24 protein-coding genes are annotated in these 25834 nt (G+C 73.4%); 20 read left to right on the plus strand and 4 right to left on the minus strand.

Translation table 11 applies throughout. The features are described from left to right. The first annotated feature begins 48 nt into the window (after window positions 1-48). The 4 genes from IMZ35_RS16610 to IMZ35_RS16625 all read left to right on the plus strand — a co-directional run bounded on the left by IMZ35_RS16610 (window position 49) and on the right by IMZ35_RS16625 (window position 3571). The gene (locus tag IMZ35_RS16610; RefSeq protein WP_199442006.1) at window positions 49-1107 is read left to right on the plus strand and encodes a glycoside hydrolase family 5 protein; all 1059 of its coding nucleotides are present in this window, start codon (window positions 49-51) and stop codon (window positions 1105-1107) included. A gap of 57 nt (window positions 1108-1164) precedes the next feature. Further along, window positions 1165-2076, plus strand: a complete 912-nt coding sequence (locus IMZ35_RS16615) for an aldo/keto reductase (protein ID WP_199442007.1) — start codon at window positions 1165-1167, stop codon at window positions 2074-2076. Window positions 2077-2139: 63 nt separating this feature from the next. Next, window positions 2140-2781, plus strand: coding sequence for a hypothetical protein (locus tag IMZ35_RS16620; protein WP_199442008.1), 642 nt, complete (start codon window positions 2140-2142; stop codon window positions 2779-2781). Next, the gene (locus IMZ35_RS16625; protein ID WP_199442009.1) at window positions 2774-3571 is read left to right on the plus strand and encodes an APH(3'') family aminoglycoside O-phosphotransferase; all 798 of its coding nucleotides are present in this window, start codon (window positions 2774-2776) and stop codon (window positions 3569-3571) included. The genes IMZ35_RS16620 and IMZ35_RS16625 overlap by 8 nt, the downstream gene beginning before the upstream one ends. A 56-nt stretch (window positions 3572-3627) precedes the next feature. On the opposite strand, the gene xynA is transcribed toward IMZ35_RS16625, so the two are convergent. Beyond that, complete coding sequence (gene xynA, locus IMZ35_RS16630; protein ID WP_199442010.1) at window positions 3628-4326, minus strand: endo-1,4-beta-xylanase XynA; 699 nt, start codon at window positions 4324-4326, stop codon at window positions 3628-3630. A gap of 306 nt (window positions 4327-4632) precedes the next feature. Continuing rightward, window positions 4633-5157 (minus strand): NUDIX hydrolase, encoded by a 525-nt coding sequence (locus IMZ35_RS16635; RefSeq protein WP_307868248.1) that lies wholly within the window; start codon window positions 5155-5157, stop codon window positions 4633-4635. Between the two features lie 122 nt (window positions 5158-5279). On the opposite strand from IMZ35_RS16635, the gene IMZ35_RS16640 reads away from it, so the two are divergent. The 5 genes from IMZ35_RS16640 (at window position 5280) to prcA (ending at window position 11377) form a co-directional block, all read left to right on the plus strand. Continuing rightward, entirely contained in the window at window positions 5280-7766 is a 2487-nt protein-coding gene (locus tag IMZ35_RS16640; RefSeq protein WP_229372277.1) for an FtsX-like permease family protein, read from the plus strand. A gap of 94 nt (window positions 7767-7860) precedes the next feature. After that, entirely contained in the window at window positions 7861-9354 is a 1494-nt protein-coding gene (dop, locus tag IMZ35_RS16645; RefSeq protein ID WP_199442011.1) for a depupylase/deamidase Dop, read from the plus strand. A gap of 79 nt (window positions 9355-9433) precedes the next feature. After that, window positions 9434-9628: a ubiquitin-like protein Pup gene (locus tag IMZ35_RS16650; protein ID WP_199442012.1), complete on the plus strand. Its 195-nt coding sequence runs from the start codon at window positions 9434-9436 to the stop codon at window positions 9626-9628. A 67-nt stretch (window positions 9629-9695) separates the two neighbouring features. Beyond that, window positions 9696-10520: a proteasome subunit beta gene (gene prcB / locus IMZ35_RS16655; protein WP_199442013.1), complete on the plus strand. Its 825-nt coding sequence runs from the start codon at window positions 9696-9698 to the stop codon at window positions 10518-10520. A 44-nt stretch (window positions 10521-10564) separates the two neighbouring features. Further along, complete coding sequence (gene prcA, locus IMZ35_RS16660; RefSeq protein WP_199442014.1) at window positions 10565-11377, plus strand: proteasome subunit alpha; 813 nt, start codon at window positions 10565-10567, stop codon at window positions 11375-11377. 105 nt (window positions 11378-11482) lie between these two features. Here prcA and IMZ35_RS16665 read toward each other — a convergent pair whose 3' ends face one another. After that, the gene (locus tag IMZ35_RS16665) at window positions 11483-12952 is read right to left on the minus strand and encodes a bifunctional phosphatase PAP2/diacylglycerol kinase family protein (RefSeq protein ID WP_199442015.1); all 1470 of its coding nucleotides are present in this window, start codon (window positions 12950-12952) and stop codon (window positions 11483-11485) included. Between the two features lie 80 nt (window positions 12953-13032). On the opposite strand from IMZ35_RS16665, the gene pafA reads away from it, so the two are divergent. From pafA to IMZ35_RS16720, 11 genes are all read left to right on the plus strand, one after another. After that, window positions 13033-14391, plus strand: coding sequence for a Pup--protein ligase (gene pafA, locus IMZ35_RS16670; protein ID WP_199442016.1), 1359 nt, complete (start codon window positions 13033-13035; stop codon window positions 14389-14391). Between the two features lie 15 nt (window positions 14392-14406). Next, window positions 14407-15276, plus strand: coding sequence for an alpha/beta fold hydrolase (locus IMZ35_RS16675; RefSeq protein WP_199442017.1), 870 nt, complete (start codon window positions 14407-14409; stop codon window positions 15274-15276). Window positions 15277-15359: 83 nt separating this feature from the next. Continuing rightward, window positions 15360-16361, plus strand: a complete 1002-nt coding sequence (locus IMZ35_RS16680; protein WP_199442018.1) for a helix-turn-helix transcriptional regulator — start codon at window positions 15360-15362, stop codon at window positions 16359-16361. Beyond that, entirely contained in the window at window positions 16358-17332 is a 975-nt protein-coding gene (locus IMZ35_RS16685; RefSeq protein ID WP_199442019.1) for a helix-turn-helix transcriptional regulator, read from the plus strand. The genes IMZ35_RS16680 and IMZ35_RS16685 overlap by 4 nt, the downstream gene beginning before the upstream one ends. 80 nt (window positions 17333-17412) lie before the next feature. After that, window positions 17413-17679 carry a bacteriophage holin gene (locus IMZ35_RS16690; protein ID WP_199442020.1) on the plus strand — a complete coding sequence of 89 codons (267 nt, stop codon included), beginning with the start codon at window positions 17413-17415 and terminating at the stop codon, window positions 17677-17679. Between the two features lie 34 nt (window positions 17680-17713). Continuing rightward, entirely contained in the window at window positions 17714-17983 is a 270-nt protein-coding gene (gene tatA, locus IMZ35_RS16695; RefSeq protein WP_438816877.1) for a Sec-independent protein translocase subunit TatA, read from the plus strand. 17 nt (window positions 17984-18000) lie between these two features. Continuing rightward, window positions 18001-18990, plus strand: coding sequence for a twin-arginine translocase subunit TatC (gene tatC / locus IMZ35_RS16700; protein WP_438816878.1), 990 nt, complete (start codon window positions 18001-18003; stop codon window positions 18988-18990). Next, window positions 18990-19871 carry a diacylglycerol/lipid kinase family protein gene (locus tag IMZ35_RS16705; protein WP_199442022.1) on the plus strand — a complete coding sequence of 294 codons (882 nt, stop codon included), beginning with the start codon at window positions 18990-18992 and terminating at the stop codon, window positions 19869-19871. The genes tatC and IMZ35_RS16705 overlap by 1 nt, the downstream gene beginning before the upstream one ends. Before the next feature lie 47 nt (window positions 19872-19918). After that, window positions 19919-22684, plus strand: coding sequence for a DEAD/DEAH box helicase (locus IMZ35_RS16710; protein ID WP_199442023.1), 2766 nt, complete (start codon window positions 19919-19921; stop codon window positions 22682-22684). 94 nt (window positions 22685-22778) lie between these two features. After that, on the plus strand, window positions 22779-23420 hold the full coding sequence (locus IMZ35_RS16715) for a DUF4333 domain-containing protein (RefSeq protein WP_199442024.1): 642 nt from the start codon (window positions 22779-22781) through the stop codon (window positions 23418-23420). 104 nt (window positions 23421-23524) lie between these two features. Further along, window positions 23525-24742, plus strand: coding sequence for a GNAT family N-acetyltransferase (locus IMZ35_RS16720; RefSeq protein WP_199442025.1), 1218 nt, complete (start codon window positions 23525-23527; stop codon window positions 24740-24742). A 110-nt stretch (window positions 24743-24852) separates the two neighbouring features. Here the strand turns inward: IMZ35_RS16720 and IMZ35_RS16725 are convergent, their stop codons facing one another. After that, entirely contained in the window at window positions 24853-25794 is a 942-nt protein-coding gene (locus tag IMZ35_RS16725) for a 5'-3' exonuclease (RefSeq protein ID WP_199442026.1), read from the minus strand. Between the last annotated feature and the right edge of the window lie 40 nt (window positions 25795-25834).

Raw genomic sequence — 25834 nt, forward strand, 5'->3', positions numbered from 1 at the left:
AACCTTGCCTATTTGGTCCGCCGCCGAGCCCTTCGAGAGGAGAACCGGATGGCACGGCACACGTTCCGCCTGCGCGCGGTGCTCGCCCTGACCGCGTCCCTGGTCCTGCCGGGCACGACGCTCGGCGTCGCGCACGCGGCGCCCGAACCGGTGGTCGCCGCCGCCGCGCTGCCGGCCGGGTCACCGGCCGCGGTCAACGGGCAGCTGAGGGTCTGCGGCACCAAGCTGTGCAACAGCGCGGGCAAGCAGATCCAGCTGCGCGGCATGAGCACGCACGGCACCCAGTGGTACTCCCGGTGCGTGACCGACGCGTCGCTCGACGCGCTCGCGACCGACTGGCGGGCCGACGTCCTGCGCATCTCGACCTACGTGCAGGAGGGCGGCTACGAGACGAATCCGCGCAAGTTCACCGACCTGGTGCACCGCTACGTCGAGGAGGCCACCGAGCGCGGGATGTACGCGCTGGTCGACTGGCACCAGCTCTCACCGGGGGACCCCAACCACAACACCGCCCTCGCGAAGACGTTCTTCACCGAGATCGCGCAGCGGCACCGCGACAAGACCAACATCGTCTACGACATCGCCAACGAGCCCAACGAGGTGTCCTGGTCGGCGGTGAAGAGCTACGCCGAGCAGCTCGTCCCGGTGATCCGGGCGCAGGACCCCGACGGCGTGGTCCTGGTCGGCACCCACGGCTGGGCCTCCTTCGGCGTCTCCGACGGCGGCAGCGAGCAGGACGTGATCCGCGACCCGATCAGGGCGTCCAACATCATGTACACGTTCCACTTCTACGCGGCCTCGCACCGCGAGGAGTACCTGTCGGCGCTCTCGCGGGCGGCCGACGCCCTGCCGGTGTTCGTCACCGAGTTCGGCACCCAGGACTACACCGGTGACGGCGGCGACGACTTCGCGATGGCGCAGCGCTACCTGGACCTGATGAGGTCGAAGAAGATCAGCTGGGTGAACTGGAACTTCTCCGACGACTTCCGCTCCGGCGCGGTCTTCAAGGAGGGGACCTGCTCCGGCTCGTCGTTCAGCGGCACCGGCGTGCTCAAGCCCGCCGGTGTGTGGGTGCGCGAGCGCATCCGCAGCGCCGACGACTTCTGACCCGCGCGCGGAGGTGGTGGTGGCGCCGTCGCCGCCACCTCCGCCTACGGTGGGGGCGTGTCCCGCTTCGCGCTCGGTCTCGCCTCCCTCGGCCGCCCCGCCTACATCAACCTCGGCCGCGAGCACGCGCTGCCGTCCACCCGCGACGTCGAGTCCATGCGCGCGGCGTGCTGGGCCGTCCTCGACACCGCGCACGCGGCCGGGGTGCGGCACGTGGACGCCGCCCGCTCCTACGGCCTGTCCGAGGAGTTCCTCGGCGGCTGGCTCGCCGATCGCGGCCACGACGACGTGGTCGTCTCCAGCAAGTGGGGCTACGCCTACGTCGCGGACTGGCGTCCGGACGCGCCGGTGCACGAGGTCAAGGAGCACTCGCTGGCCCGCTTCACCGCCCAGTGGCGCGAGACCCGCGCGCTGCTCGGCGACGCGGTCGCGCTCTACCAGGTCCACTCGCTCACCCCCGACAGCCCGCTGTTCACCGACCGCCCGCTGCTGGAGGCGCTGGCGGCGACCGGCGTGCCGCTCGGGTTCTCCACCTCGGGGCCCCGGCAGGCCGACGCCGTGCGCCGCGCGCTGGAGATCGAGGTCGGCGGACGCAGGCTGTTCGACGCCGTGCAGTCCACCTGGAACCTGCTGGAGCCCTCGGCCGGTCCCGCCCTCGCCGAGGCGCACGCGGCCGGGGTGCGCGTGCTCGTCAAGGAGGGCCTGGCCAACGGGCGGCTCGCCGTCGACCCGCCGACCGCCGTCCGCGACCTGGCCGCGGAGCACGGCGTCGGCCCGGACGCCGTCGCCCTGGCCGCCGTGCTCGCCCAGCCGTGGGCCGACGTCGTGCTGTCCGGCGCGGCCAGCCCGGAGCAGCTGCTGTCCAATCTGGACGCCGGACGGGTCGACCCGGCCCGGTGCGACCTCCCGGCGCTCGCCGAACCGGCGGCGCGGTACTGGGAGACCCGTGCGTCGCTGGCCTGGAACTGATCGGCTAGATTCGCGGCGAATCCGATCCGAGGGGGAGTCGTGCGTTCCGTGCACGTGGCTGTCGTGATCGCAGCGGTGGGTGCCGTCGTGGCCGGGTGCGGCCTGGACACCCGTCCGCTCGACGAGCGGTTCGAGGACGCGCCACCGACGACCACGACGTCCGTCGCCACGACGACGTCCTCCCCGAGCGCCGCCCCGCGCAGCGCCACCGCCAGCGCGACGCGCTCCTCCGCCCCGCCGACCGTCACCGACGCCACGACGGCCGCGCTGGCGCTGCCCGCCGCGACGCTCGGCGCGGACGGCCTCTCGGTGGGCGGGAACGCCGGTCCGATCACCGCGCCGGTCGGCCCGGTCTGCGGGCAGACGACGCTCCCGCCCTCGCCCTCCGGGCGCGAGATCACCACGACCAGTCAGAGCGGGTTGAGCAGGCTCGTGCAGCAGGTCCTCGCCGACGACGGCGTGGTGGACAGGCTCCGGGAGACGTCCTGCCCGGTCACCGGCTTCCCCGAGGCGCCAGCGGCGTCCGGAGCGGACTCGCGGTGGGCGTGGTGCGAGGACCTCGGCGGCGACCGCGAGGCGTGCGGCGTCGTGCTGGCCGCCGACGGCACCGCCGTGGTGCTGCGCCTGGACACGACGTCCGACCGCGCGCGGGAGGTCACCGCGCGGCTGGCCACCGCCGCCGCGCAGCGCCTCGCGAATGCCTAGGTCACCGGTGTTGCCCGGCGCCGGTGACGACTGGACGCCCGTCACCGCGGGCGAGTCGGGGGCGACCGTCCTCCGCAGCGCGGACGGCGCCCGCTACGCCAAGTGCGTGCCCGCGCGGGACGCGGCCGACCTGGCGGGCGAGCGCGACCGGATCGCCTGGCTGAGCGGTCGCGGAGTGCCGGGCCCGCGGGTGCTCGACTGGCGCTCCGGTGACGCGGGCGCCTGCCTGATGACCAGCGCCGTGCCCGGTGTGCCCGCGGATCAGCTGTCGGCGCGGGACCTGCGGGCCTCCTGGGGCCGCATCGCGGACGCGGTCCGCCTCCTGCACGAGCTGCCCGCGTCGGAGTGCCCGTTCCGCCGGGGTGTGGACGCCGTGGTCGCGGCGGCCCGCGACGTCGTGGCCCGCGACGCCGTCGACCCGGACTTCCTCCCCGTGGAGCAGCAGGGCACGCCCGCGGCCGAGCTGCTGGACCGGCTGCTCCCGCAGGTTCCGCTGCGACGGGAGCAGGAACTCGCCGACACGGTCGTCTGCCACGGGGACCTGTGCCTGCCCAACGTCGTCCTGGACCCGGAGACCTCGGAGGTGTCGGGGTTCGTCGACCTGGGCCGCCTCGGGCTGGCCGACCGCCACGCCGACCTGGCGCTGCTGCTCGCCAACGCGCGCGAGACGTGGTCGGACGAGGATCGGGCGCGGGAGGCGGACGCGGCGTTCGCCGAGGGGTACGGCACCGCCCTCGACCCCGACCGCCTGCGCTTCTACCTCCACCTCGATCCGCTCACCTGGGGCTGAGCACGGCGGCGCGGCGCGGCGGCTCGCGCGCCGCCGCGCCGCGGACGTGCCCCCGGTCAGCTCACCGTGATGTTGGAGTTGCCGCTGCTCCGGTAGCCCTCGGTCGCGAGGATCATGTAGTAGTTGAAGCTGCCCAGCCTCATCCCGGCGCGGGACCACGCGTCGAAGTGGTTGCCGGTGGTGATGCTCCCCCCGGTCCTCTTCGACTGCCGGACGCTCCAGAACTGGTCGAACGTCTTGTTGGGACCTTCGATGGACGGGGCGTTGTAGCGCTTCGTCTGGTAGATGTCGTACGTGCCGCCGTCGCTGGTGACCGTGCCCCTGTGCGTGCCGGTGGGCCGGTAGTCGCCCCAGTTGTCGACGATGTAGTACTCGACGAGCGGGTTCGCCGTCCAGCCGTAGAGGGTCAGGTAGCCGTTGCCGGACGGGTTGAAGCTGCCCGAGTAGTTCACGGTCCGGCGGCTGCCGTTGCTCCAGCCCTTGCCGCACACGAAGTTCCCGGTGTTGCTCCACGAGGTGCGGTAGTTGCCGCCGTTGCTCATGGTCATGGAGACCGAGCCGCCGCCGTCGGTCCAGAACGAGTAGAAGTAGCCGTTGTGGTTGCCGGTCTGGTTCGTGGTGATGGTCGTGTCGGCGCTGGCGGTGCCGGGCAGGGCCACCGCGGCGAGCAGCGCCGCGACGCACGCGCGGCTGACGAGTCTGCCGAACCCGCCTCTGCGGTTCCGCGGCCGGGCGGTGGCGTCGTCGATGATCATGCTTCCTCCTCGTCGACTCTGGCGGGAGGCCGGGCAGCGTGGTGCGGCCCGACGGGCCTGGCGGTGGCCGATCAACGGTGGCGGCGAGGTCCGTCGACGCAGACAGTGTTGAACCGGCTGCGCAGCGCTGTCAATGGTTTCCGCAAGTATCGCGAAACTGTTCGTCTCAGTGGGAGGAGGGTTTCTGCTGATCAGACACCGAGAATGGGCGACACGGCGTCATCGCGAGGTGCAGGGATGGGCTCGGTTGCTCAGGTGGAATCACTTCGATTTTCGGATTGATTTCCGATCGTGCTGGTCCGGTGGTCAGACCTCACCCGCGTCACGGCGGCGGAACCACTCGGCCGTGAACGCCCGGCCGTCCGGCACCATCGGCCACGCCGGGTCGGCGACCCGCGCCCGCAGCTCGTCCAGGTCCGTCCACCAGCCCTCGGCGACCTCCTCGGGCTGCAACGACAGGGGGCCGTCGGTGCGCACCTCGAACAGGCTCGCGTGGTAGCGCACGGGCGGGTCGACGAACCGGGTCCGGAACAGCGGCACCAGCCGCGCCCCGCGCACGCCCAGCTCCTCGGCCACCTCGCGCTCGGCGCACCGCTGCGGCGTCTCCCCGGCGGCGACGACGCCACCGGCCAGGCAGTCGTGCAGCCCCGGGTAGACGTCCTTCGTGCCGGTGCGCCGGTGCACGAACACCCGCGTCCCGTCCAGCGAGCGCACCAGCACGCCCGTGGCGGCGTGCCACAGGCCCTCCGCGCGCATCCGCCAGCGCGGCGCGCTGCCCACCACGGCGCCCTCGGCGTCGTACACGGCCACCAGTTCCTCCGCGGCTGTCACCCCCGGAGCGTAGGCCGGATCAGCCCCCGGTCGTAGGGGTGATCACCCTCCTCGGCTGATGTCCGAGCACACCCGTCCTCCCTACGGTCGTGGCGATCCACACCACGCGGAGGAGATGAGAGTTGAGCCCCCTGACGGTGCTGCGCCTCGGCACGGCCGAGTTCCGCGCCCACCCCGGACGTGCCCTGCTGCCCGGAGTCGCGCTGGTGGTCGGGATCGCCTGTCTCGTCGCCGCGCTCGTGCTGAGCGCGGCGATGGTCTCCGCCACCGGGGCGGGCCGTCCCGTCGCGCCGGAGCCCGTCACCGCCGTGGTGGAGATCGCCCACTCGGACAGCGCCGCGGCCGAAGCCGAACTGGACGAGACGCTGATCGCGCGGATCGGGGCGGTTCCCGGCGTGCGGCGGGTCCTGCCCGTGGAGCGGGTCCGCGTCGACCTGCTCCTCGCCGACGGCAGGGCGGGCCCGCGGCGTGCCACGGGTGACGTCGAGCTGGACGAGGACGCCCTGCGCCGGGTGCCGATCGCCGAGGGACGCTCCCCGCGGGCCGACGGCGAGATCGCGGTCGACCGCGTCACCGCCCACGAGCACGACCTGCGCCCCGGCTCGGTGGTCGCCGTCGCCGACGCCGAGGGCCGGCCGCGCGACGTCGTGGTCTCCGGGACCACCAAGCGCGGCGGGATGGTGGACGAGCCCGTGCTCGTGCTCGGCCCCGACCTGGCCCGCGCGCTCGACCGGGAGCCCGCCCGGACGCAGCTGCACGTGCTCGGCGGCGACCCGGCCGCCGTCCAGGCCGCCGCGGGCCCGGCCTACGAGGTCCTGCGACCGGACGGCGGGCAGGACCGCGGCAACGACTCCGACGCGCTCTCCGGTCTGCTGCTGACCTTCAGCGTCCTCGCGCTGGCCACGGCCGTGTTCGTCGCGTCGGCGACGTTCCGGGCCGTGCACCTGCAACGTCAGCGGCGGACCGCGCTGCTGCGCTGCCTCGGCGCGAACCGCGCGCCCCTCGTCGTCGGCAGCCTCGCCGAATCGCTGGTCACCGGTGTGTCCGCGGGCGCGGTCGGCGCGCTGCTGGGCGCACCCCTCGGCCGGCTCCTCGGGCAGCTGTTCGACTCCACGGGCGTGTCCGCGATGTTCGGGGCCGTGGAGCTGCGGCCACCGCTCGCCCCCCAGCCGGTGCACGTCGTGCTGGGCGTCGTCGTGGCCGCCGTCCTCAGCGCCGTCGCCGCGGTCCGTCCCGCACTCGCGGCGTCGAGGGTGTCGCCGCTGGCCGCTCTGCGCTCCTCCGACGGTCTGCCGCCGGCGGCGGCCGTCCGCCGCCGGCGGAACGTCCTCGGCGTCGTGCTGGTCGTGCTCGCCGCGGCGCTGGCCGCGCTCGGCGTGCTCGCGGGCGGCTCGCTCGCGTCGATCTTCCTCCTCCTGGCGGCGAGCGTCCTCGGCATCGCGGGGCTCTTCGTCGTCCTGGGGCCCGTCGTCGTGCCGGCCCTGGGCCTGATCTTCGGCTCCGTCGCCGCGCGGATCGGCGGACCGCACTGGCGGCTGGCCGCTGCCGAGGTGCGGCGCGTGCCGCAGCGCTCGGCGTCGGTGGCCGTGCCGCTGGTCCTGGCGAGCGCGCTGGTGACCTCCGGCGCGGTGCTGCTCACCTCCGCGCAGTCCCTCGCCGACCAGTTCGAGAACGAACCCCGCCCCGACGCCGTGATCACCGACGTCGGCCCCCGGCCGCTGCCCGCGCGGGCGGAGCGCGTCGCGGAGCTGCCCGGCGTCGCCGCGCACGTCGCCCTGCACGAGGCCGAGATCACCGGCGACGAGCCCGACTCGCTCGGACTGGTCCTCGGTGCCGACCCGGCCGACCTGCGTGCCTGGGCGCGGGCCCAGGGCTTCGCCGCGGAGGACTTCGGGCCGGACACCGTGCTGCTGGCGAACTACGTGGCTCAGGACCTGGGTGCCCAGCTCGGCCAACCGGTCACCCTGCGGGGGCTGCCCGGCGGACCGCGCACCGCCACCTTCGCCGGCACGCTGCCCTTCACGGCCCTGCAGGGCGCCGACGCCGTGCTCCCGGACACCGGGCTCGGACCGGTCACCACCGCGTGGATCGCGCTCGACGAGGGCACCGACGCCCTGGCCTTCCGCGACGCGGTGCGCGCCGCCCTGCCCGACGCCCCGACCGTGCAGGTCGAGACCGGCGCGGGGGTGTCGGAGGAGAACGACCGCTACCTGGGCATGGCCACGATCATGATGATGGTGCTGCTCGGACTGTCCGTGGCGGTCGCCGTGACCGGCATCGGCACCGCGCTGGCCATCTCCGTGCAGGAGCGCCGCAAGGAGCTGGCGCTGCGCCGAGCGCTGGGGGTCACCAGGGGCGGCGTGCAGGGCGGCGTCGTCGCCGAGGCGGTGCTGCTGGCGCTGGTCGGCGTGCTCGGCGGCGGCCTCTACGGCCTGCTCTGCTCGGAACTGCTCATGCTGTCCTTCGGCGTGCTCCACCTGCCGTGGTCCTCGCTCGGACCGCTGCTGGCCGGTGGCGCCGTCGTCGTCGCGCTCGCCGTCCTCTCGGCGGTCGGCCCGGCCCGCACGGCGGCGCGCGTCCGGCCCGCCGCCGGGCTCGCCGCGGGCTGACCACGCGCCGGTGACCGCGCCCGGCGCGGTCACCGGCGCGATCCGCGGCTCGCGGATCGCCCCGCGGACGCTCCGAGGTCGTAGGCTTGGGCACATGCGGCGGATCATGGGAACCGAGGTCGAGTACGGCATCTCGGTGCCGGGAGACCCCACGGCGAACCCGGTGCTCACCTCGACACAGGTCGTCCTCGCGTACGCGGCGGCGGCGGACATACCGCGCGCCAGGCGGGCCAGGTGGGACTACGAGGTCGAGTCGCCGCTGCGCGACGCCCGCGGCTTCGACCTGGGCGCACCCGGCGGGCACGGCGACTCCGACGTGGAGGACCTGGGCGCGGCCAACGTCATCCTCACCAACGGCGCCCGGCTCTACGTCGACCACGCCCACCCCGAGTACTCGGCTCCCGAGGTCACCACCGCGCGCGACGCGGTGATCTGGGACAAGGCGGGGGAGCGGATCATGGAGGAGGCGGCGCTGAAGGCCGCCACCGTGCCCGGTCAGCCGCGCCTGCAGCTCTACAAGAACAACGTCGACGGCAAGGGCGCCAGCTACGGCACCCACGAGAACTACCTGATGTCGCGCAGCACCCCGTTCACCGCCGTCATCGCGGGGCTGACGCCGTTCTTCGCCTCCCGCCAGGTGGTCACCGGTTCCGGCCGCGTCGGCAGGGGAGCCGCGGGCGAGGAGACCGGGTTCCAGCTCTCCCAGCGCGCCGACTACATCGAGGTCGAGGTCGGGCTGGAGACCACGCTCAAACGCGGCATCATCAACACCCGCGACGAGCCGCACGCCGACGCCGACAAGTACCGCAGGCTGCACGTCATCATCGGCGACGCGAACCTCGCCGAGTACTCCACCTACCTCAAGGTGGGCACGGCCGCGATCGTGCTGGACATGATCGAGGCCGGTGAGCGCTTCGACGACCTGCGCATGGTCGACCCGGTGCGCGCCGTGCACCAGATCAGCCACGACCCGACCCTCAAGCGCACCGTGGAGATGGTCGGCGGCCGCAAGTTCACCGGCCTGGACGTGCAGCGCGGCTACTTCGACCGGGCCGTGACGTTCCTGGAGGGCTCGGACGACCGCGCCTCGCTGGACGTGCTGCGCACGTGGGGCGAGGTGCTCGACGCGCTGGCCCGCGACCCCGCCGAGTGCGCCGACCGCCTCGACTGGGTGGCCAAGCTGCGGCTGCTGGAGGGCTACCGCTCCCGCGACGGCCTGGAGTGGGGTGCGCCGCGCCTGCACCTGGTCGACCTGCAGTACTCCGACGTGCGGCTGGACAAGGGCCTCTACAACCGGCTGGTCGCCCGCGGCTCGATGAAGCGCCTGGTGAGCGAGGAGGAGGTGCGCGCGGCCATCACCGCGCCGCCGGAGGACACCCGCGCCTACTTCCGCGGTCGCTGCCTGGAGCGCTACCCGACGTCCGTGGCCGCCGCCTCGTGGGACTCGGTGATCTTCGACCTGGGCCGCGAGTCGCTCGTGCGCATCCCCACCATGGAACCGCTGCGCGGCACGAAGGCGCACGTCGGAGCCCTGCTGGAGGCTGCGGACACCGCCGAGGAGCTGGTGGAGGCGCTCACCAGGGGCTGATCGCCGACCCGAGTGGCTGACGACGGAAGTCGGTGGCGCTGGGTAGTGTTCGTGGTGAAGCCCGAGACCGGGAGGCGAGATGGCCCAGGAACAGGTTCAGCGTCAGGGCGGCGGCGACGGGGACGACGACGCCGCCGACGGCGCTGCCGCAGGTCAGGAACGCAGGGAGAAGCTCGGCGAGGACGTCGACGCGATCCTGGACGAGATCGACGACGTTCTGGAAGAGAACGCCGAGGACTTCGTCCGCGCGTACGTGCAGAAGGGTGGCCAGTAGCGGTCGTCCCCAGCCGGGGGCCGTCCGCCGCTGACCACCCACTCGGGGACAGGAGACCAAGCCACACATGCAGAACTCGTCGCTGCCCTCGGCCTACCTCACGCCGGGGTCTTCGTCGTTCGTCGACTTCCTGCGCGCTCACGCGCCCGACCTGCTGCCGGGCAACCGCAGCTATCCGGAGGGCGTCGTGCGGGCTCCCCACGGGACGACGATCGTCGCGTCCACCTTCAAGGGCGGCGTGCTGATCGCCGGTGACCGCAGGGCGACGATGGGCAACGTCATCGCCCAGCGGGACATGAAGAAGGTCTTCGTCACCGACGACCACTCGGCCGTCGGCATCGCCGGGACGGCGGGCATCGCGATCGAGATCGTGCGCCTGTTCGCCGTCGAGCTGCGGCACTACGAGAAGATCGAGGGCGTCCCGCTCTCGCTGGACGGCAAGGCCAACCGGCTGTCCGCGATGATCAGGGGCAACCTCGACGCGGCCATGGCCGGTCTCGCCGTGCTCCCGCTGTTCGTCGGCATCGACCCCGACGCCGCCGACCCCGACCGGGCCGGGCGCATCGTCTCCTACGACGTGACCGGCGGCCGGTTCGAGGAGACCTCGGGCTACCAGTCCGTCGGCTCCGGCTCGGTGTTCGCGAAGTCGGCGCTGAAGAAGCTCTACGACCCCGACTCGGACGCCGAGGCCGCCGCCCGTGCCGCCGTCGAGGCGCTGTACGACGCGGCCGACGACGACTCGGCCACCGGCGGTCCCGACCTCGTGCGGCGGATCTACCCGATGATCGTCACGATCACGGCGGCCGAGGGCGCGGTCCACCTGCCCGAGGAGCGCGCGGCGGCCATCGCCGAAGCGGTCGTCGAGGGTCGCCGGACCCGTCCCTCGGGCTGATCCCCGTACCCCACCCCACCACTTCGAGGTCAGGAGCCGCCACAGTGACGATGCCGTTGTACGCCTCACCCGAGCAGATCCTGCGCGATCGCTCGGAGTACGCCAGGAAGGGCATCGGCAGGGGCCGCAGCGTCGTCGTGCTCACGTACGCCGACGGTGTGCTGTTCGTCGCCGAGAACCCCTCCAGCACCCTGCACAAGGTCTCGGAGATCTACGACCGCATCGGGTTCGCCGCGGTCGGCAGGTACAGCGAGTTCGAGAGCCTGCGCCAGGCCGGCATCCGCTTCGCCGACGTCCGCGGGTACCAGAACGACCCCAGCGACGTCACCGGCCGGTCGCTGGCCAACGTCTACGCGCAGAGCCTCGGCTCGTTCTTCACCGAGCAGATCAAGCCGCTGGAGGTGGAGATCTGCGTGGCCGAGGTCGGCCGCACCGCCGCCGAGGACACGATGTACCGCCTCACCTACGACGGCTCGATCTACGACGAGCCCGAGTACGTCGTCATGGGCGGCCAGGCCGACGCGACGGCCACGGCGCTGAAGGACCTGTTCTCGCCCGGCCTGCCGCTGGCCGAGGCGGTGTCGGTGGCCGTGCGCGCGCTCAGCTCGGGCAGCACCAGCACCGCGAACGCCAACGGCAACGAGAAGGACAAGGACAAGCCGCTGCTGCTGGGTTTGGACAAGCTGGAGGTGGCGGTCCTGGAGCGGGCCCGTCCGCTCCGCGCGTTCCGCCGCATCAGCGGCGCCGCGCTGGAGGCCCTGCTGCCCTCGTCGGACGCGCCGGCCACCGACCGGCCGGTCGAGACCGACGGTCCGGTCGTGGACGTGGACCTGCCTCCGAACGACTCGACGAAGTGACCGCACGCCGGTGGGCGTCCCCGCGCGGGGACGCCCACCGGCGTCGTCACAGGCCCGGCGACCACTCCCGGCCGACGCCGTCCCGCCCGAACAGGTGATGCGGCGTCAGGGACGGTAGACGCCCAGGGCCGCCGACCTGGCCCGGAACGAGAAGCGGTTCCCGCTCGGCCCCACCTCGCCGTCCGTCGCGACGGCCACCGCCTGGTCCACGACCAGCACGTCCAGCGACCGCGTCTCCAGGTGCCGGTACGTGCGGCTGCTGTTCAGGGAGCCCAGCAGCGCGCTGAGGAAGAACCGGCTGCGGGAGAAGCGGCAGTCGGCGCGGATGTAGCGCACGTCCAGCAGGCCCGAGTCGAGCCGCGGCCGCATCGTCGGCGCGAAGCCCTTCGGCCGGTACGGCCCGTTGCCGACGAACAGCATCCACACCAGGTGCGGCTCGCCGTTGATCTCCATGCGCAGCGGTCGCGAGGTGGCCAGCACCCGCGCCATCGCGATCCCGGCCGCCGGCCACTTGCCGTAGCGGTCCTGGAGCTTCTCCCGCGTGCGCACCATGTCCGGGTAGCCGCCCAGGCTCGCCGTGTTCACGAACCAGCGCAGGCCGCCGTCGTCGACCGACACCGTCGCGAGGTCGACCAGCACGCCCTCGCCCCGCTCCACCGCCTCGGCGGAGTCGTCCAGGCTCTGCACGCCGACGTCGCGCGCGAAGTGGTTGAGCGTCCCGGCCGGGACCACCACCAGCGGCAGCCCGCGCTCCGCCGCGACGGCCGCGACCGTGCCCACCGTCCCGTCCCCGCCCGCCACGCCCAGCGCCCGCGCGCCCGCGGCGTCGATCAGCTCGTGCAACTGCTCGACCAGGTCGCGATCGACCTCCCGCGTGACCACGACGGCCTTCGGCCAGCGCTGCCCGACGGCCTCCGCCGAGTCGTCCTCGCCGAGTCCCGCGCTGGGGTTGACCAGCACCGCGAGCCCCTCGCCGTCGTGCAGCGCAGACAGCTCGGTGTGCTCGTGGGCCGACGCGGGCTCCTCCCGGCCCAGCGGCCACCAGCGCCGCGTCGCGAGCCCCACCCCCACCCCGGCGAGCGCTCCGGCGGCCACGTCGGAGGGCCAGTGCACGCCCGTGTGCACCCGCGAGTACGCCACGGCCGCCGCCAGCGGCGCGATCGCGGCGGCGGTCCTCGGGGACTCCATCGCGACGGCCGTGGTGAACGCGGCGGCCGACGCGGCGTGCCCGGAGGGGAACGACGACGACGTGGGCCGCCGGGTCAGCCGCCGCGACACCGGCACGAGGTCGGCGGCGGGACGGCGCCGCGGGAACAGCGTCTTGCCGATGAGGTTCGCGCTCGCGCTGGCCCCCGCGATGGCCGCGACACCGCGCAGCGCCGCCCTCCGCGAGGCCCCGCGGCGACCGGCCAGCACCGCCGCCACGCCGAACCACAGCACGCTGTGGTTCGCGCACTTCGTCAACCTCCGCAGAAAGGTGTCCGCCGAGGTCAGCGGCAGGTTCGCACTGCGCCTGACCAGCTCCTGGTCCCAACGGTGGACACGTGCTCCCGACCTGCGCACTCGCCTGATCACACCCCGAACGGTAGTACCGATCCACCGTGCCGCCCGTTCGGATCACTGAGAGACTGGCCGAAAGCGCCTACTGTTGAGGGATGCAGCGGCGGATCTTCGGCATTGAGACTGAGTTCGGGGTGACCTGCACCTTCCACGGGCAGCGCCGGCTGTCTCCGGATGAGGTCGCGCGATACCTGTTCCGCAGGGTCGTGTCCTGGGGCCGGTCCTCGAACGTGTTCCTGCGCAACGGCTCGCGCCTCTACCTGGACGTGGGCTCGCACCCCGAGTACGCCACGGCGGAGTGCGACGACCTGGCCCAGCTCGTCACCCACGACAAGGCGGGTGAGCGGATTCTGGAGGACCTGCTCGTCGACGCCGAGCGCAGGCTGGCCGACGAGGGCATCGGCGGCGACATCTTCCTGTTCAAGAACAACACCGACTCGGCGGGCAACTCCTACGGCTGCCACGAGAACTACCTGGTCGCGCGGGCCGGGGAGTTCTCCCGCATCGCCGACGTGCTCCTGCCGTTCCTGGTGACCCGCCAGCTCATCTGCGGCGCCGGCAAGGTGCTCCAGACCCCGCGCGGCGCCGTGTACTGCCTCTCGCAGCGCGCCGAGCACATCTGGGAGGGCGTCTCCAGCGCGACGACCCGCTCCCGCCCCATCATCAACACCCGCGACGAGCCGCACGCCGACGCCGAGCGCTACCGCAGGCTGCACGTCATCGTCGGCGACTCGAACATGTCCGAGGTGACGACGCTGCTGAAGGTGGGCAGCGCCAACCTGGTGCTGGAGATGATCGAGGCCGGGGTGCAGTTCCGGGACTTCAGCCTGGACAACCCGATCCGGGCGATCCGCGAGATCAGCCACGACCTGACCGGCCGCCGCACGGTCCGCCTCGCCGGTGGCAAGGAGGCGTCCGCGCTGGACATCCAGCGCGAGTACTTCGAGCGGGCCGTCGAGCACGTCGCGAAGCGCACCCCCGACCCGATGGCCGACCGGGTCATCGAGCTGTGGGGCCGCACGCTGGACGCGGTCGAGTCGCAGGACCTGTCCAAGATCGACCGCGAGATCGACTGGGCCATCAAGCACCGCCTGATGGAGCGCTACCAGGTCAAGCACGACATGGAGCTGTCCAACCCGCGGATCGCGCAGCTCGACCTCGCCTACCACGACATCCGGCGAGGCCGGGGCATCTTCGACCTGCTCCAGCGCAAGGGGCAGGTGGAGCGGGTGACCGACGACGGCGAGATCGAGGCGGCCAAGGACACCCCGCCGCAGACCACCCGCGCGAAGCTGCGCGGCGACTTCATCGCCGCGGCGCAGGCGGCCGGGCGGGACTTCACCGTCGACTGGGTGCACCTGAAGCTCAACGACCAGGCCCAGCGCACCGTCCTGTGCAAGGACCCGTTCCGCGCGGTGGACGAGCGGGTGGAACGCCTGATCGCCTCGCTCTGACCCCGGACGCCTGCCGTGTTCGACGGATTCGCCCTCGACCGGGTGAACGTGGGTGAGGCCGTGCTGCGGGTGCGGCACGGCGGTTCCGGGCCGCCGGTGCTGCTCCTGCACGGCCACCCGCGCACCCACACCACCTGGCACCGGGTCGCGCCCCTGCTCGCCCAGCGGCACACCGTCGTGTGCCCCGACCTGCGCGGGTACGGCGAGTCGTCCACACCGCCCACCGAGCCCGACCACGCGCAGCAGTCCAAGCGCGCGATGGCGAGGGACTGCGTGGAGCTGATGCGGCGGCTCGGCCACGACCGGTTCGCCGTCGTCGGCCACGACCGGGGCGGGTACGTGGCGACCCGGCTCGCCCTGGACCACCCGGAGGCCGTCACGCGGCTGGCCGTGCTGGACGGCGTGCCCATCGGCTCCGCCCTGGCCCGCTGCGACGCCCGGTTCGCGGCCGCGTGGTGGCACTGGTTCTTCTTCGCCCAGCCGGAGATCCCCGAACGGGTGATCAACGCCGACCCCGACGAGTGGTACCGCGCCAAGTACGGCGACACCCCGGAGCGGATGGGCGAGGAGAACTGGGCCGACTTCCAGCGTGCGGTGCACGACCCCGGCGTCGTGCACGCCATGCTGGAGGACTACCGCGCCGGACTCGGGGTGGACCGCGCGCACGACGACGCCGACCTCGCCGCGGGCACGCGGATCGGCTGCCCCGTGCTCGTGCTCTGGGCGACCCGCGACGACCTGGCCGAGCTGTACGGGGACGTCGTGGGCGTGTGGCGGGAGTGGGCCGACGACGTGCGCGGGGCGGGCGTCGACTCCGGCCACCACGTCGCCGAGGACGCGCCCTCCGACCTCGTCGAGCACCTCGCGGGATTCCTGAACGGATGATCTTCGGCTCGGACGCGGCGCGCCGTGGCCCTTCGCGCCACGTCGCGGAACACCGGCGGCGCTGTCGGGTTTAGGGTGCCCCCGTGGCCACCGCACGCGCCGAACGGCTCGTCAACCTCGTGCTCTGCCTGCTGTCGACCCGCCAGTACCTGACGGCCGAGCGCATCCGCGCCATCGTTCCGGGGTACGCCGACGCGCCGACGGACGAGGCGTTCTTCCGCATGTTCGAACGCGACAAGTCCGAACTGCGCGACCTCGGCGTGCCCCTGGAGACCGGGCGCACCAACCCCTTCGACGTCGCGGAGGGCTACCGCATCGCGCGGCGCGACTACGAGCTGGGCGACATCGACCTCGAACCCGACGAGGCCGCCGCCGTCGCGCTGGCCGCGCGGCTGTGGGACTCCCCGGAGCTGACCGGCGCCGTGCACGGCGCGCTGATCAAGCTGCGCGCGGCGGGCGTCGACGTCGACCAGGACACCTCCGTCGCCGTCGAGCCCAGGGTCCGCACCAGCGAACCGGCGTTCCCGCCGCTGCTCGCCGCCGTGCAGGCCGGTCAGGCCGTGGTCTTCGACTACCGCCGCCCGGCCCCGGTGGAGGTGCGCACCCGCACGGTCGAGCCCTGGGGCGTGGTCGCCTACCGGGGGCGCTGGTACCTCGTCGGGCACGACCGCGACCGCGACGCGCCCCGCTGCTTCCGGCTGTCCAGGGTCGTCGGCGGCGTGCGGACCGTCGGCAAGCGCGGTGAGGTGCGCAGCCCGGAGGGCATCGACCTGATGAGCTTCGTCGCCCGGACCGAGTTCGCCGCGACGCCGCCGGCACCGGCGCGGGTGTGGGTGGCGCGCGACCGGGCCCAGGGGCTGCGCCGCAGGGCCGTGGTGGTGGGCGAGCGGGTCGTCGGCGGCGAGCCGGGCGACCTGCTGGAGATCGAGCTGAGGTTCCCCGACTCGGCGGCCAAGTGGCTGGCCGGCTTCGGCCCCGACGTGGTGGTCCTCGAACCCGACGTGCTCGCCAAGGCCGTGGGAGAACGCCTGCTGGGCGCGCTGCGCCCGGCTTCGGGGACCGAGGGCTCGGAGGTGGGCGCGTGAACAGCTCCAACGAACGGCTGCCCAGGCTGCTGGCACTGGTCCCGTACCTGCTGACCAGGCCGGGCATCCGGGTGGAGGAGGCCGCGGCCGACTTCGGCGTCACGCCCAAGCAGCTGCGCCGGGACCTCGAACTGCTCTGGATGTGCGGCCTGCCCGGCTACGGGCCGGGTGACCTGATCGACCTGTCCTTCGAGGGCGAGACGATCACCGTCTCCTTCGACGCGGGCATGAGCCGCCCGCTGCGGCTCACCGCGGCCGAGGCGACGGCCCTGCTCGTGGCGCTGCGCGCGCTGGCCGACACGCCCGGCGTGGTCGACACCGACGCCGTGCAGCGCGCCGTCGCGAAGATCGAGAGCGCGGTCGGCGAGGCCCAGCAGCCCGGCGTCGTGGTCGGACTGGCCGTGCGCGAGGCCGAGGAGACCGCCGAGATCAGGGACGCCGTCCAGGACGCCGTGCGCCGCCGTCGCGCCGTGCGCATCCGGTACTACTCGCTGTCGCGCGACGAGATCACCGAGCGGGCGGTGGACCCCATGCGGCTGCTGCTGGTCGAGGGCCGCAGCTACCTGGAGGCGTGGTGCCGCGCGGCCGACGGCGTGCGGCTGTTCCGGCTCGACCGGATCGACCGCGCCGAGGTGCTGGACGAGGCGGCGGCCCCGCCGTCGCACGCCACGCCCACGGACACCTCCAGCGGCCTGTTCCGGCCCGACCCGTCGCAGCAGACGGCCGTGCTCGTGCTGGAGCCGGACGCCCGCTGGGTCGCCGAGTACTACCCGGTCGACCAGCTGACCGAGCTGGACGGCGGCCGCGCGCGGGTGCTCATGCGCTACGCGGACACCTCGTGGATGGTGCGGCTGCTGCTCGGTCTCGGCGGCGAGGTGCGCGTCGAGCAGCCGCCGGAGCTCGCCGCCGAGGTGGTCCGCCGCGCCAGGGCCGGTCTGGCCAGGGCCGAGAGCCTCGCGGCCCTGCGATGACGTGCGCGGTGCGTCGGCCGTCGACCCGCCGTCCCACCTCCGGTCACCCGATGTCCACCGTCGATCTGTAGGTTGGTGCTGTGCCGTACACGCTCGCCCTGGCGCTGGCCGCCATCGGCCTGGTCGCGCTCCTGGTGGTCGCGATCCGGCTCAACGCGGCCTTGCGCCGCTTCAGCGCCGCAAGCAGTGTGGTGGGGGACAGGGTCGGCGGCGACGCGGGCATGATCAGGGCGCGGTCCGCCGCGCTGCGCGTCGCCCTCGCGCAACGGCGTTCGGACGAGGCCCGAGAGGGCACACCCCGCGTACCATCCGCGGAGCGGGGGAGACAGGAGGACCACCGTGGGTAACCTCGGAGCAACTGAGCTGATCATCATCGCAGTGGTGATCATTCTGCTGTTCGGCGCGAAGAAGCTGCCCGACATGGCTCGTTCGCTCGGCCGGTCGGCGAAGATCCTCAAGGCGGAGACCAAGGGCCTGCGCGACGACGACGAGCAGCAGGCCACCACCGCGCAGCCGCCGGTGCAGCAGCCGCCCGCCCAGCTCCCGCCGGCCCAGCAGGCGCCGGTGCAGCAGCCGCCGGTGCAGCAGGTGCAGCCGCAGGTCGCGCCTCCGATCGAGCAGACACCGTTCAACAAGAACCACACCAACTGAGTTAGGCGGTCCGCGAGGTGGGGGCAAGTCCGTTCCGGCGCCTGGCCGAGCGCCGGGAGCGTCGCAAGCTGACGAGCCGTCGGAGCAATCCCGACGGCACGATGTCGTTGAAGGACCACCTCTACGACCTGCGTCACCGGCTCGGGCTCGCCCTGCTGTTCATCACGGTCGGCACGGTCTTCGGCTTCCTCTGGTGGGGCTGGCACCCGTTCGGCCTGTGGAGCCTCGGCGAGATCGTCATCAGGCCCTACTGCGGCATCCCCGAGAGCGACCGGCTGACCCAGGTGTCCGACGACGCCGTGCGCTGCCAGCTGCTCCAGACGAAGCCGTTCGAAGCGTTCATGATCCAGTTCAAGGTCGGCGTGGCGGCCGGCATGGCGCTCAGCGCCCCGCTGTGGCTCTACCAGGTGTGGGCGTTCATCGCACCCGGCCTGTACGTCAAGGAGCGCAGGTTCGCGCTGACCTTCGTCGGCATCGCCTCGATCCTGTTCGCCGCGGGCGCGGCGCTCGCGTTCTACGTGGTGCCGCAGGGCCTGGGCGTGCTGGTCGGCTTCGGCGACCAGCAGTTCCTCACGGCGCTGTCCGGTGGCGAGTACATCGACTTCGTCCTCGCCCTGCTGCTCATCTTCGGCGTCAGCTTCGAGCTGCCGCTGGTGGTGGTCATGCTCAACGCGGTCGGCGTGGTCAGCTACGAGCAGCTCGCCAGGTGGCGGCGCGGCATCGTGTTCGCGCTGTTCATCTTCGCCGCCGTCGCCACGCCGGGCACGGACCCGATCTCGATGGTGGCGCTGGCCGTGGCCCTCGCGATCCTGTTCGAGCTGGCCATCCAGATCTCCCGCGTGCACGACCGGCGCGAGGCGAAGAAGCGCCGGGCCGAGGGCTGGGACGCCCTCCCCGACGACGAGGCCGCACCCTTCGACTACACCCCCTCGGCCGTCGAGGAGCCGGCACCCGCACCGACCTCCACGACCACGACGCGGCGCGTCGACTACGACGACGCGACCTGATGCGCGGGGCGCTGCTGGTCAGCCCCGCCTCCGGGCGGGGCAGGGCCGGGCGGGTCGCCGGAACGGTCGCCGCCCGGCTGCGTCCGTCGTTCGACCGGCTCGACCTGCACGTGGCCGACAGCGCGGAGGGTGCCGCGGCACTGGCGCGGCGGGCCGTGGACGACGGCGCGGAGGTGCTGGTCGTCCTCGGCGGTGACGGCGCGGCCCACCTGGCCGTGCAGGCGTGCGCCGAGACACCGGTCGCCCTCGCCGTCGTGCCCGCGGGCACCGGCAACGACCTCGCCGCCGCGCTCGGGATGCCCGCCGGCACCTCGGCCGCCGTGGACGCCGTCGTCGCTGCCCTGGCCACCGGCTCGCGGCGCAGGACGGACCTCGGCCGGGTCGAGGGCGGGCCGTGGTTCGCCACCGTGCTGTGCGCCGGCTTCGACTCCGCGGTGAACGAGCGGGCGAACGCGATGCGCTGGCCGGCCGGGCCGCGCCGCTACGACCTGGCGGTCCTGGCCGAACTCGTGCGCCTGCGTCCCGCCCGGCTCGTCGTGCGGACCGAGCGCGACGAGCTGGAGCTGGAGGCCGTGCTGGTGGCCGTCGGCAACACGGCCAGCTACGGCGGCGGCATCCCCGTCTGCCCGGACGCGGACCCCGCGGACGGCCTGCTCGACCTCACGCTGGTGACCGCGGTGGGCCGCGGCCCGCTGCTGGGGATGCTGCCCCGCCTGCGCGGCGGACGGCACGTCGAGCACCCCGCGGTGCGGGTGCTGCGCGCCCGGTCGGTCCACCTCGCCGGTGACGGCGGCTGGGTCGGCTACGCCGACGGGGAGCGCCTGCGGCGACTGCCCCTGTCGGTGACCTCGGAGCCGGGAGCGCTCACCGCTGTGACGTGATCGAAATCCGTCCCGCCGTTGTCGGTGGTCTGTGACAGCCTGGAGGGGTGTCAGGTACCACTCGGTCTCCCGCTCAGGCCTACGCCGACTCCCGTCGCCGTGCCGCCTATCCGAAGCTGGCCGACTTCCTCTCGGTCATCTCGTTCGACCTCGACCCGTTCCAGCGCACCGCCTGCGAGGCGCTGGAGTCCGGGCACGGGGTACTCGTGTGCGCGCCGACCGGCGCGGGAAAGACGGTGGTGGGGGAGTTCGCGGTCCACCTCGCGCTGACCAGCGGGCTCAAGGCGTTCTACACGACGCCCATCAAGGCGCTGTCCAACCAGAAGTACGCGGACCTCGTCGCGCGCTACGGGGCGAAGTCCGTCGGCCTGCTCACCGGTGACACCTCCGTCAACGGCAGCGCGCCGATCGTGGTCATGACCACCGAGGTCCTGCGCAACATGCTCTACGCGAACTCCCCGACGCTGGAGGGGCTCGCGCACGTCGTCATGGACGAGATCCACTACCTGGCCGACCGCTTCCGCGGCCCGGTGTGGGAGGAGGTGATCCTCCACCTGCCGGAGCACGTGCAGCTGGTGGGCCTCTCCGCCACGGTGTCCAACGCCGAGGAGTTCGGCGAGTGGCTCGTGGAGGTGCGCGGGGACACGACCGTCGTCGTGGACGAGCACCGGCCGGTGCCGCTGTCGCAGCACATGATCGCCGGTGGCCGGATGATGGACCTGTTCGTCGGCGAGGGCCTCGACGGCGCGCGGATCAACCCGCAGCTGCTGCGGCACACCGAGGACCTGGCGCGCTTCCACGTGCCCTGGGCGCGCAACCGCGGCCGCGGCAACGACCGGGGCCGGGGCGCGCCGCGCTCGTCGGGGTTCAAGCCGCCGTCGCGCATCGACGTCGTGCAGCGCCTCGACGGGGCCGGGCTGCTCCCGGCGATCGTCTTCGTGTTCAGCCGCGCCGGGTGCGACGCCGCCGTCGCGCAGACCGCGCGCGCCGGGCTGCGGCTCAACAGCGCCGAGGAGGCCGAGCAGGCCCGGCGGATCATCGACGAGAAGACCGGCGACCTGCCCGAGGCCGACCTGGTGGTCCTGGGCTACTGGGAGTGGCGCGAGGCGCTCGAACGCGGCATCGCGAGCCACCACGCCGGTCTGCTGCCCGCGTTCAAGGAGACCGTGGAGGAGCTGTTCGTCCGCGGTCTGGTCAAGGTCGTGTTCGCGACGGAGACCCTGGCGCTGGGCATCAACATGCCCGCCCGCACCGTGGTGCTGGAGAAGCTCGTCAAGTACAACGGCGAGGCGCACGTCGACCTCACGCCCGGCGAGTACACCCAGCTCACCGGTCGCGCCGGTCGCCGGGGCATCGACGTCGAGGGGCACGCCGTCGTGCTGTGGCAGCCCGGCATCGACCCCAAGCAGGTCGCCGGGCTCGCCTCGACGCGCACCTACCCGCTGCGCTCGTCGTTCCGCCCCGGTTACAACATGGCGGTCAACCTGGTCCACCAGCTCGGCGCGTCCGCGGCGCGCGACCTGCTGGAGCAGTCGTTCGCCCAGTTCCAGGCCGACCGCTCCGTGGTGGGGCTGGCCCGCCGCATCGAGCGCAACCGCGAGGCCCTGGAGGGCTACGCGGAGTCCATGACGTGCCACCTCGGCGACTTCACCGAGTACGCGTCGCTGCGCCGCCGGGTGTCCGAGCGGGAGAAGGCGCTGTCCAAGCAGAACAGCGCGGCCAAGCGGGCCGAGGCGGCCGAGTCGCTGGAGCGGCTGCGCAAGGGCGACATCATCGCCGTGCCGTCGGGCCGCCGCTCCGGGCTCGCCGTCGTCATCGACCCCGGTGTCGAGCCGCTGGGCGAGGCGCGCCCGCTCGTGGTCACCGAGGACCGCTGGTCGGGCAGGTTGTCCTCGGCGGACTTCCCCGCTCCGGTGGAGGTCCTCGGGCACGTCCGGCTGCCCAAACAGGTGGACGTCCGCTCCCCGAAGTCGCGCCGGGACCTGGCGTCGACCGTGCGCAACACCGGCATCCAGGCGCCGGTCGCGCGTCGCCGCCGCGGTGGGCCGGACGACGACGCCGAGCTGGGCGCGCTGCGCCGCGCCCTGCGCGCCCACCCGTGCCACGCGTGCGAGAAGCGGGAGGACCACGCCCGCTGGGCCGAGCGCTACCACCGGCTCAAGGCGGAGACCGAGCAGGTGGAGCGCAAGGTCGCGGCCACCACCCACTCCCTGGCGCGGGAGTTCGACCGCATCCGCGCGCTGCTGCGCGAGCGCGGGTACCTCACCGCGGACGAGAAGGGCCCCGGCGAGGAGGTCACCGAGCACGGCCAGCGCCTGACCCGTCTCTACAGCGAGTCCGACCTGCTCGCCGCGGAGTGCATCCGGCACGGCACGTGGAAGGGGCTGGAGCCCGCCGAGCTGGCCGCCGTCGTGTCGTCTCTGGTGTACGAGGCGCGCCGCGACGGCCCCACCGAGACCAGGCCGCCCGGTGGCGCCGTGACCGACGCCCTGGACGCCACGGCCCGGCTGTGGGTGGAGATCGAGGACGACGAGCGCAGGCACCGCCTCGACCGCACCCGCCAGCCCGACCCCGGTTTCGCGTGGCCGGTGTACCGGTGGGCGCGCGGCGAGTCCCTGGAGAAGGTGCTCGGCGCGGCCGAGGCCGGAGGGCACGAACTGGGCGCCGGTGACTTCGTCCGGTGGTGCAGGCAGGTGATCGACCTGCTCGACCAGATCCGCGACGTGGTGGGCGGCAGGGACCCGGTCGGACAGGCCGCGAGCAGGGCCGTGGACGCGCTGCGCAGGGGAGTCGTGGCCATGGCCACGGTCTGAGAAAGGTTTGCGGGGTGCCTGGGTGGCGGGCGTGATCCTGTGGTTTGATCGCGCCCGACGTCCAGTTCTGAAATACCACACCCGGAGGCCGACCATGAGCAGCCCGTACGGACCGTCCGGAGGGAACGATCCGCAGCAGTGGGGCCAGCAGCCCTACGGCGGCGGGTACCCCGGCGGCACTCCGTCCGGAGGGTTCCCGGCCCAGAACCCCGGCGGCTACGGCCAGCCCGATCCGAACCAGCAGCAGTGGGGCCAGCAGCCGCAGCAGCAGCCGCAGCCCTACGGCGGTTACGACCCGTCGCAGCAGCAGAACCAGTACGGGCAGCCGCAGCCGGGCCAGTTCGGTCAGCAGCAGTACCCGGGTGCCTACGGTCAGCAGCAGAACCCCTACGGGCAGCCGCAGCAGCCGCAGAAGAAGTCCAGCGCGGTCCTGTGGGTCGTGGTCGCCCTCGTGGTGCTGCTCGTCGGCGGTTTCCTGGTCACCGGGTTCGTCGCGCCCGGCTTCCTGAAGACGAAGGTCTTCGACACCACGTCCGTGCAGAACGGCGTCGTGTCGATCCTCAAGAACGACTACAAGATCGACGACGTGGAGTCGGCCACCTGCCCCGCCGAGCAGGAGGTCAAGCCCGGCGCGACCTTCGAGTGCACCGCGAAGGTGGGCGGCGAGGACAAGAAGGTCAAGATCACGGTCAAGACCGACGACGGCGAGTACGAGGTGGGTCAGCCCGAGGGCTGATCCCCGCACGGGTCGGACGACGAGGGGGCACCGCGGACAGCGCGGTGCCCCCTCGTCGCACAACTGACGTGCGCGAACGGCCCTCCGGCGGGCAAGATCGGGGCGTGGCCACCGCTGACACCCCCTTCGAGATCCGCGTGCTGGACGAGTCCCGCTACCGCGAGGCGCACGACCTGTTCCTGTCCACGCTGCACCACCCGCCCGTCGACGCCGAGAAGTGGACGCGCGTCCTGCGGTCGTTCGAGCCGGGCCGCGTGCTCGGCGCGATCGGCGACGACGAGGTGATCGGCACGGTGAGCTCGTGGGCGTCGCGGCTCGCCGTGCCGGGAGGCACCCTGCCGATGGCCGCGGTGAGCCGGGTGGGCGTGCGACCCGACCGGACGCGCCGCGGCGTGCTCGGCGCGCTCGTCCGCGAGCAGTTCCGCCTGGCGCGGGAGGCCGGGGACGTCACCGCGACGCTGCGCGCCACGGAGGGCGTGATCTACGGCCGCTTCGGCTACGGCGTCGCCACGCGCGGTCGCGACCTGAAGGTGGACCGCCGTCGCGCGGTCGTGCACGCGGACGCGCCGCTCGGCGGGCGGGTCCGGCTGGTGGCGCGGGACGAGGTGGAGCAGGTGACGCGCGCGGTGCACGAGCGCCGCGGCCCGGTGCGTCCCGGCGAGATCACCCCCTGGCCCGGGTGGTGGGCGCTCAACGCCGGTGACGCGGCCGTGGCGAAGGAGAACGTCCGCGTCGTCGTGCACACCGGCGACGACGGCCGGGACGACGGCTTCGTGTTCTACAAGGTCGAGCGGGCACCCCACGGCGACCGCAGCACGTTGCGGGTGCGGTACCTGTACGCGCCGGACCCCGCCGCGTGGGCCGGGCTGTGGCGCTACCTGCTCAGCGTCGACCTCGTCGACGAGGTCGTGGTCCACCTGGCGCCGCTCGACGAGCCGCTCCAGTGGCTGCTGACCGACCCGCGTGCCGTGTCGGTGACCGGCTCCGAGGACGAGACGTGGCTGCGGCTGCTCGACGTGCCGGCGGCGCTGGCCGCGCGGAGCTTCGCGGCGGCGGAGCCGGTGGTGCTGCGGGTGCACGACGCGTTCCTGCCGGAGAACTCCGGCGCCTACCGCGTCACCCCGGACGGGGCCGCGCGCACCGACGCCCCCGCCGCGCTCACCGTCGCCGCGGACGTGCTGGCGTCGGCGTACCTGGGCGACGTGACGTTCTCCGCCCTGGCGGCGGCCGGACGGGTCGGCGTCGTGGACCCGGCGGCCCTGCCGCACGCGGACCGGCTGTTCGCCGTGCCCGGCTCGCCCTGGTGCGGGACGTACTTCTAGACCGGTGACGCACCGCGCCCCGGAGAGGCGGTCCCGGCGGGACGCCGGGCCGGGGGACCGGTGATCGGGCCCCGGTGCGCGGGAGAGCGCTCCCGCGCACCGGGGACGCGTCAGCGGCGTTCCAGCGCGGACACCAGTCGCGGCACCGAGCTGCCCAGGCCCCAGCGCCGGGTCAGCTCCGCGAGCCGGTCGGGGTCGGCGGGTCTCGCGGGCACGGCGTCCGGCCGGTCGAGCACCACGGGCGCGTCCACGGCCACCCGCACGACCGCCGGGGCCACCGCCAGGTAGTCGGCCCCGGCGATCAGGGCGTTGCGCGCCCTGGTGGTCAGCTTCCGGTCCATGCCGTCGTGCACCGCCGCCAGCAGCGCGCCCAGCGAACCGAACTCGCTGATCAGCTTCGCCGCGGTCTTCTCGCCGATCCCGGCCACGCCGGGCAGGCCGTCGGACGGGTCGCCGCGCAGCACCGCCATGTCCGCGTACGCCGACCCCGCGTTCGCCACGGGCAGCGCGTACTTCTCCGCCAGCTCCGCGGGACCCAGCACCTCGGCCTTGTTCCAGCCGCGGCCGACGTAGATCACCCGGACGGTCGAGGGCTCGTCGCGCACGACCTGGAACATGTCGCGGTCGCCGGTGACGACCTCCACCGGGTCGCGGGTCTCGCGCGCCGCGAGCGCGCCGATCACGTCGTCGGCCTCGTAGCCCGACGCCTCGGCGGTCGCGATGCCCACCGCGTCGAGCACGTCGAGGATGATCGGCACCTGCGGGGTCAGCGTGTCCGGCACCTGCTCCGAGCCGTCGCCCGCGTCCTGCGCGACGCGCTGCGCCTTGTAGGACGGCAGCGCCGCCACCCGGAACTCCGGCCGCCAGTCCGCGTCGAGGCACGCCACGAGCCGCCCCGCGCGCCGCTCGGTGATCACCCGCGCGACGGTGTCGACGAAACCGCGCACGGCGTTGACCGGTGTGCCGTCGGGCGCGGTCATCGACTCCGGCAGCGCGTAGAAGGAGCGGAAGTAGAGGCTGGCGGAGTCCAGCAGGACCAGGGGAGCGCTCACGGCGCACAGACTGCCAGAACGCGGCCGTCGTCGTCCCCGT

It is taken from the genome of Umezawaea beigongshangensis (assembly GCF_016464305.1).
Lineage (GTDB): Bacteria > Actinomycetota > Actinomycetes > Mycobacteriales > Pseudonocardiaceae > Umezawaea_A > Umezawaea_A beigongshangensis.

What these genes read in the sequence shown, in the direction of transcription:
- IMZ35_RS16650 (WP_199442012.1), top strand. Translation starts at nt 9,434, where the DNA reads ATGGCCCAGGAACAGGTTCAGCGTCAGGGCGGCGGCGACGGGGACGAC.
- dop (WP_199442011.1), top strand. Translation starts at nt 7,861, where the DNA reads ATGCGGCGGATCATGGGAACCGAGGTCGAGTACGGCATCTCGGTGCCG.
- prcB (WP_199442013.1), top strand. Translation starts at nt 9,696, where the DNA reads ATGCAGAACTCGTCGCTGCCCTCGGCCTACCTCACGCCGGGGTCTTCG.
- IMZ35_RS16610 (WP_199442006.1), top strand. Translation starts at nt 49, where the DNA reads ATGGCACGGCACACGTTCCGCCTGCGCGCGGTGCTCGCCCTGACCGCG.
- xynA (WP_199442010.1), bottom strand. Translation starts at nt 4,326, where the DNA reads ATGATCATCGACGACGCCACCGCCCGGCCGCGGAACCGCAGAGGCGGG.
- pafA (WP_199442016.1), top strand. Translation starts at nt 13,033, where the DNA reads ATGCAGCGGCGGATCTTCGGCATTGAGACTGAGTTCGGGGTGACCTGC.
- IMZ35_RS16705 (WP_199442022.1), top strand. Translation starts at nt 18,990, where the DNA reads ATGCGCGGGGCGCTGCTGGTCAGCCCCGCCTCCGGGCGGGGCAGGGCC.
- IMZ35_RS16715 (WP_199442024.1), top strand. Translation starts at nt 22,779, where the DNA reads ATGAGCAGCCCGTACGGACCGTCCGGAGGGAACGATCCGCAGCAGTGG.
- IMZ35_RS16625 (WP_199442009.1), top strand. Translation starts at nt 2,774, where the DNA reads ATGCCTAGGTCACCGGTGTTGCCCGGCGCCGGTGACGACTGGACGCCC.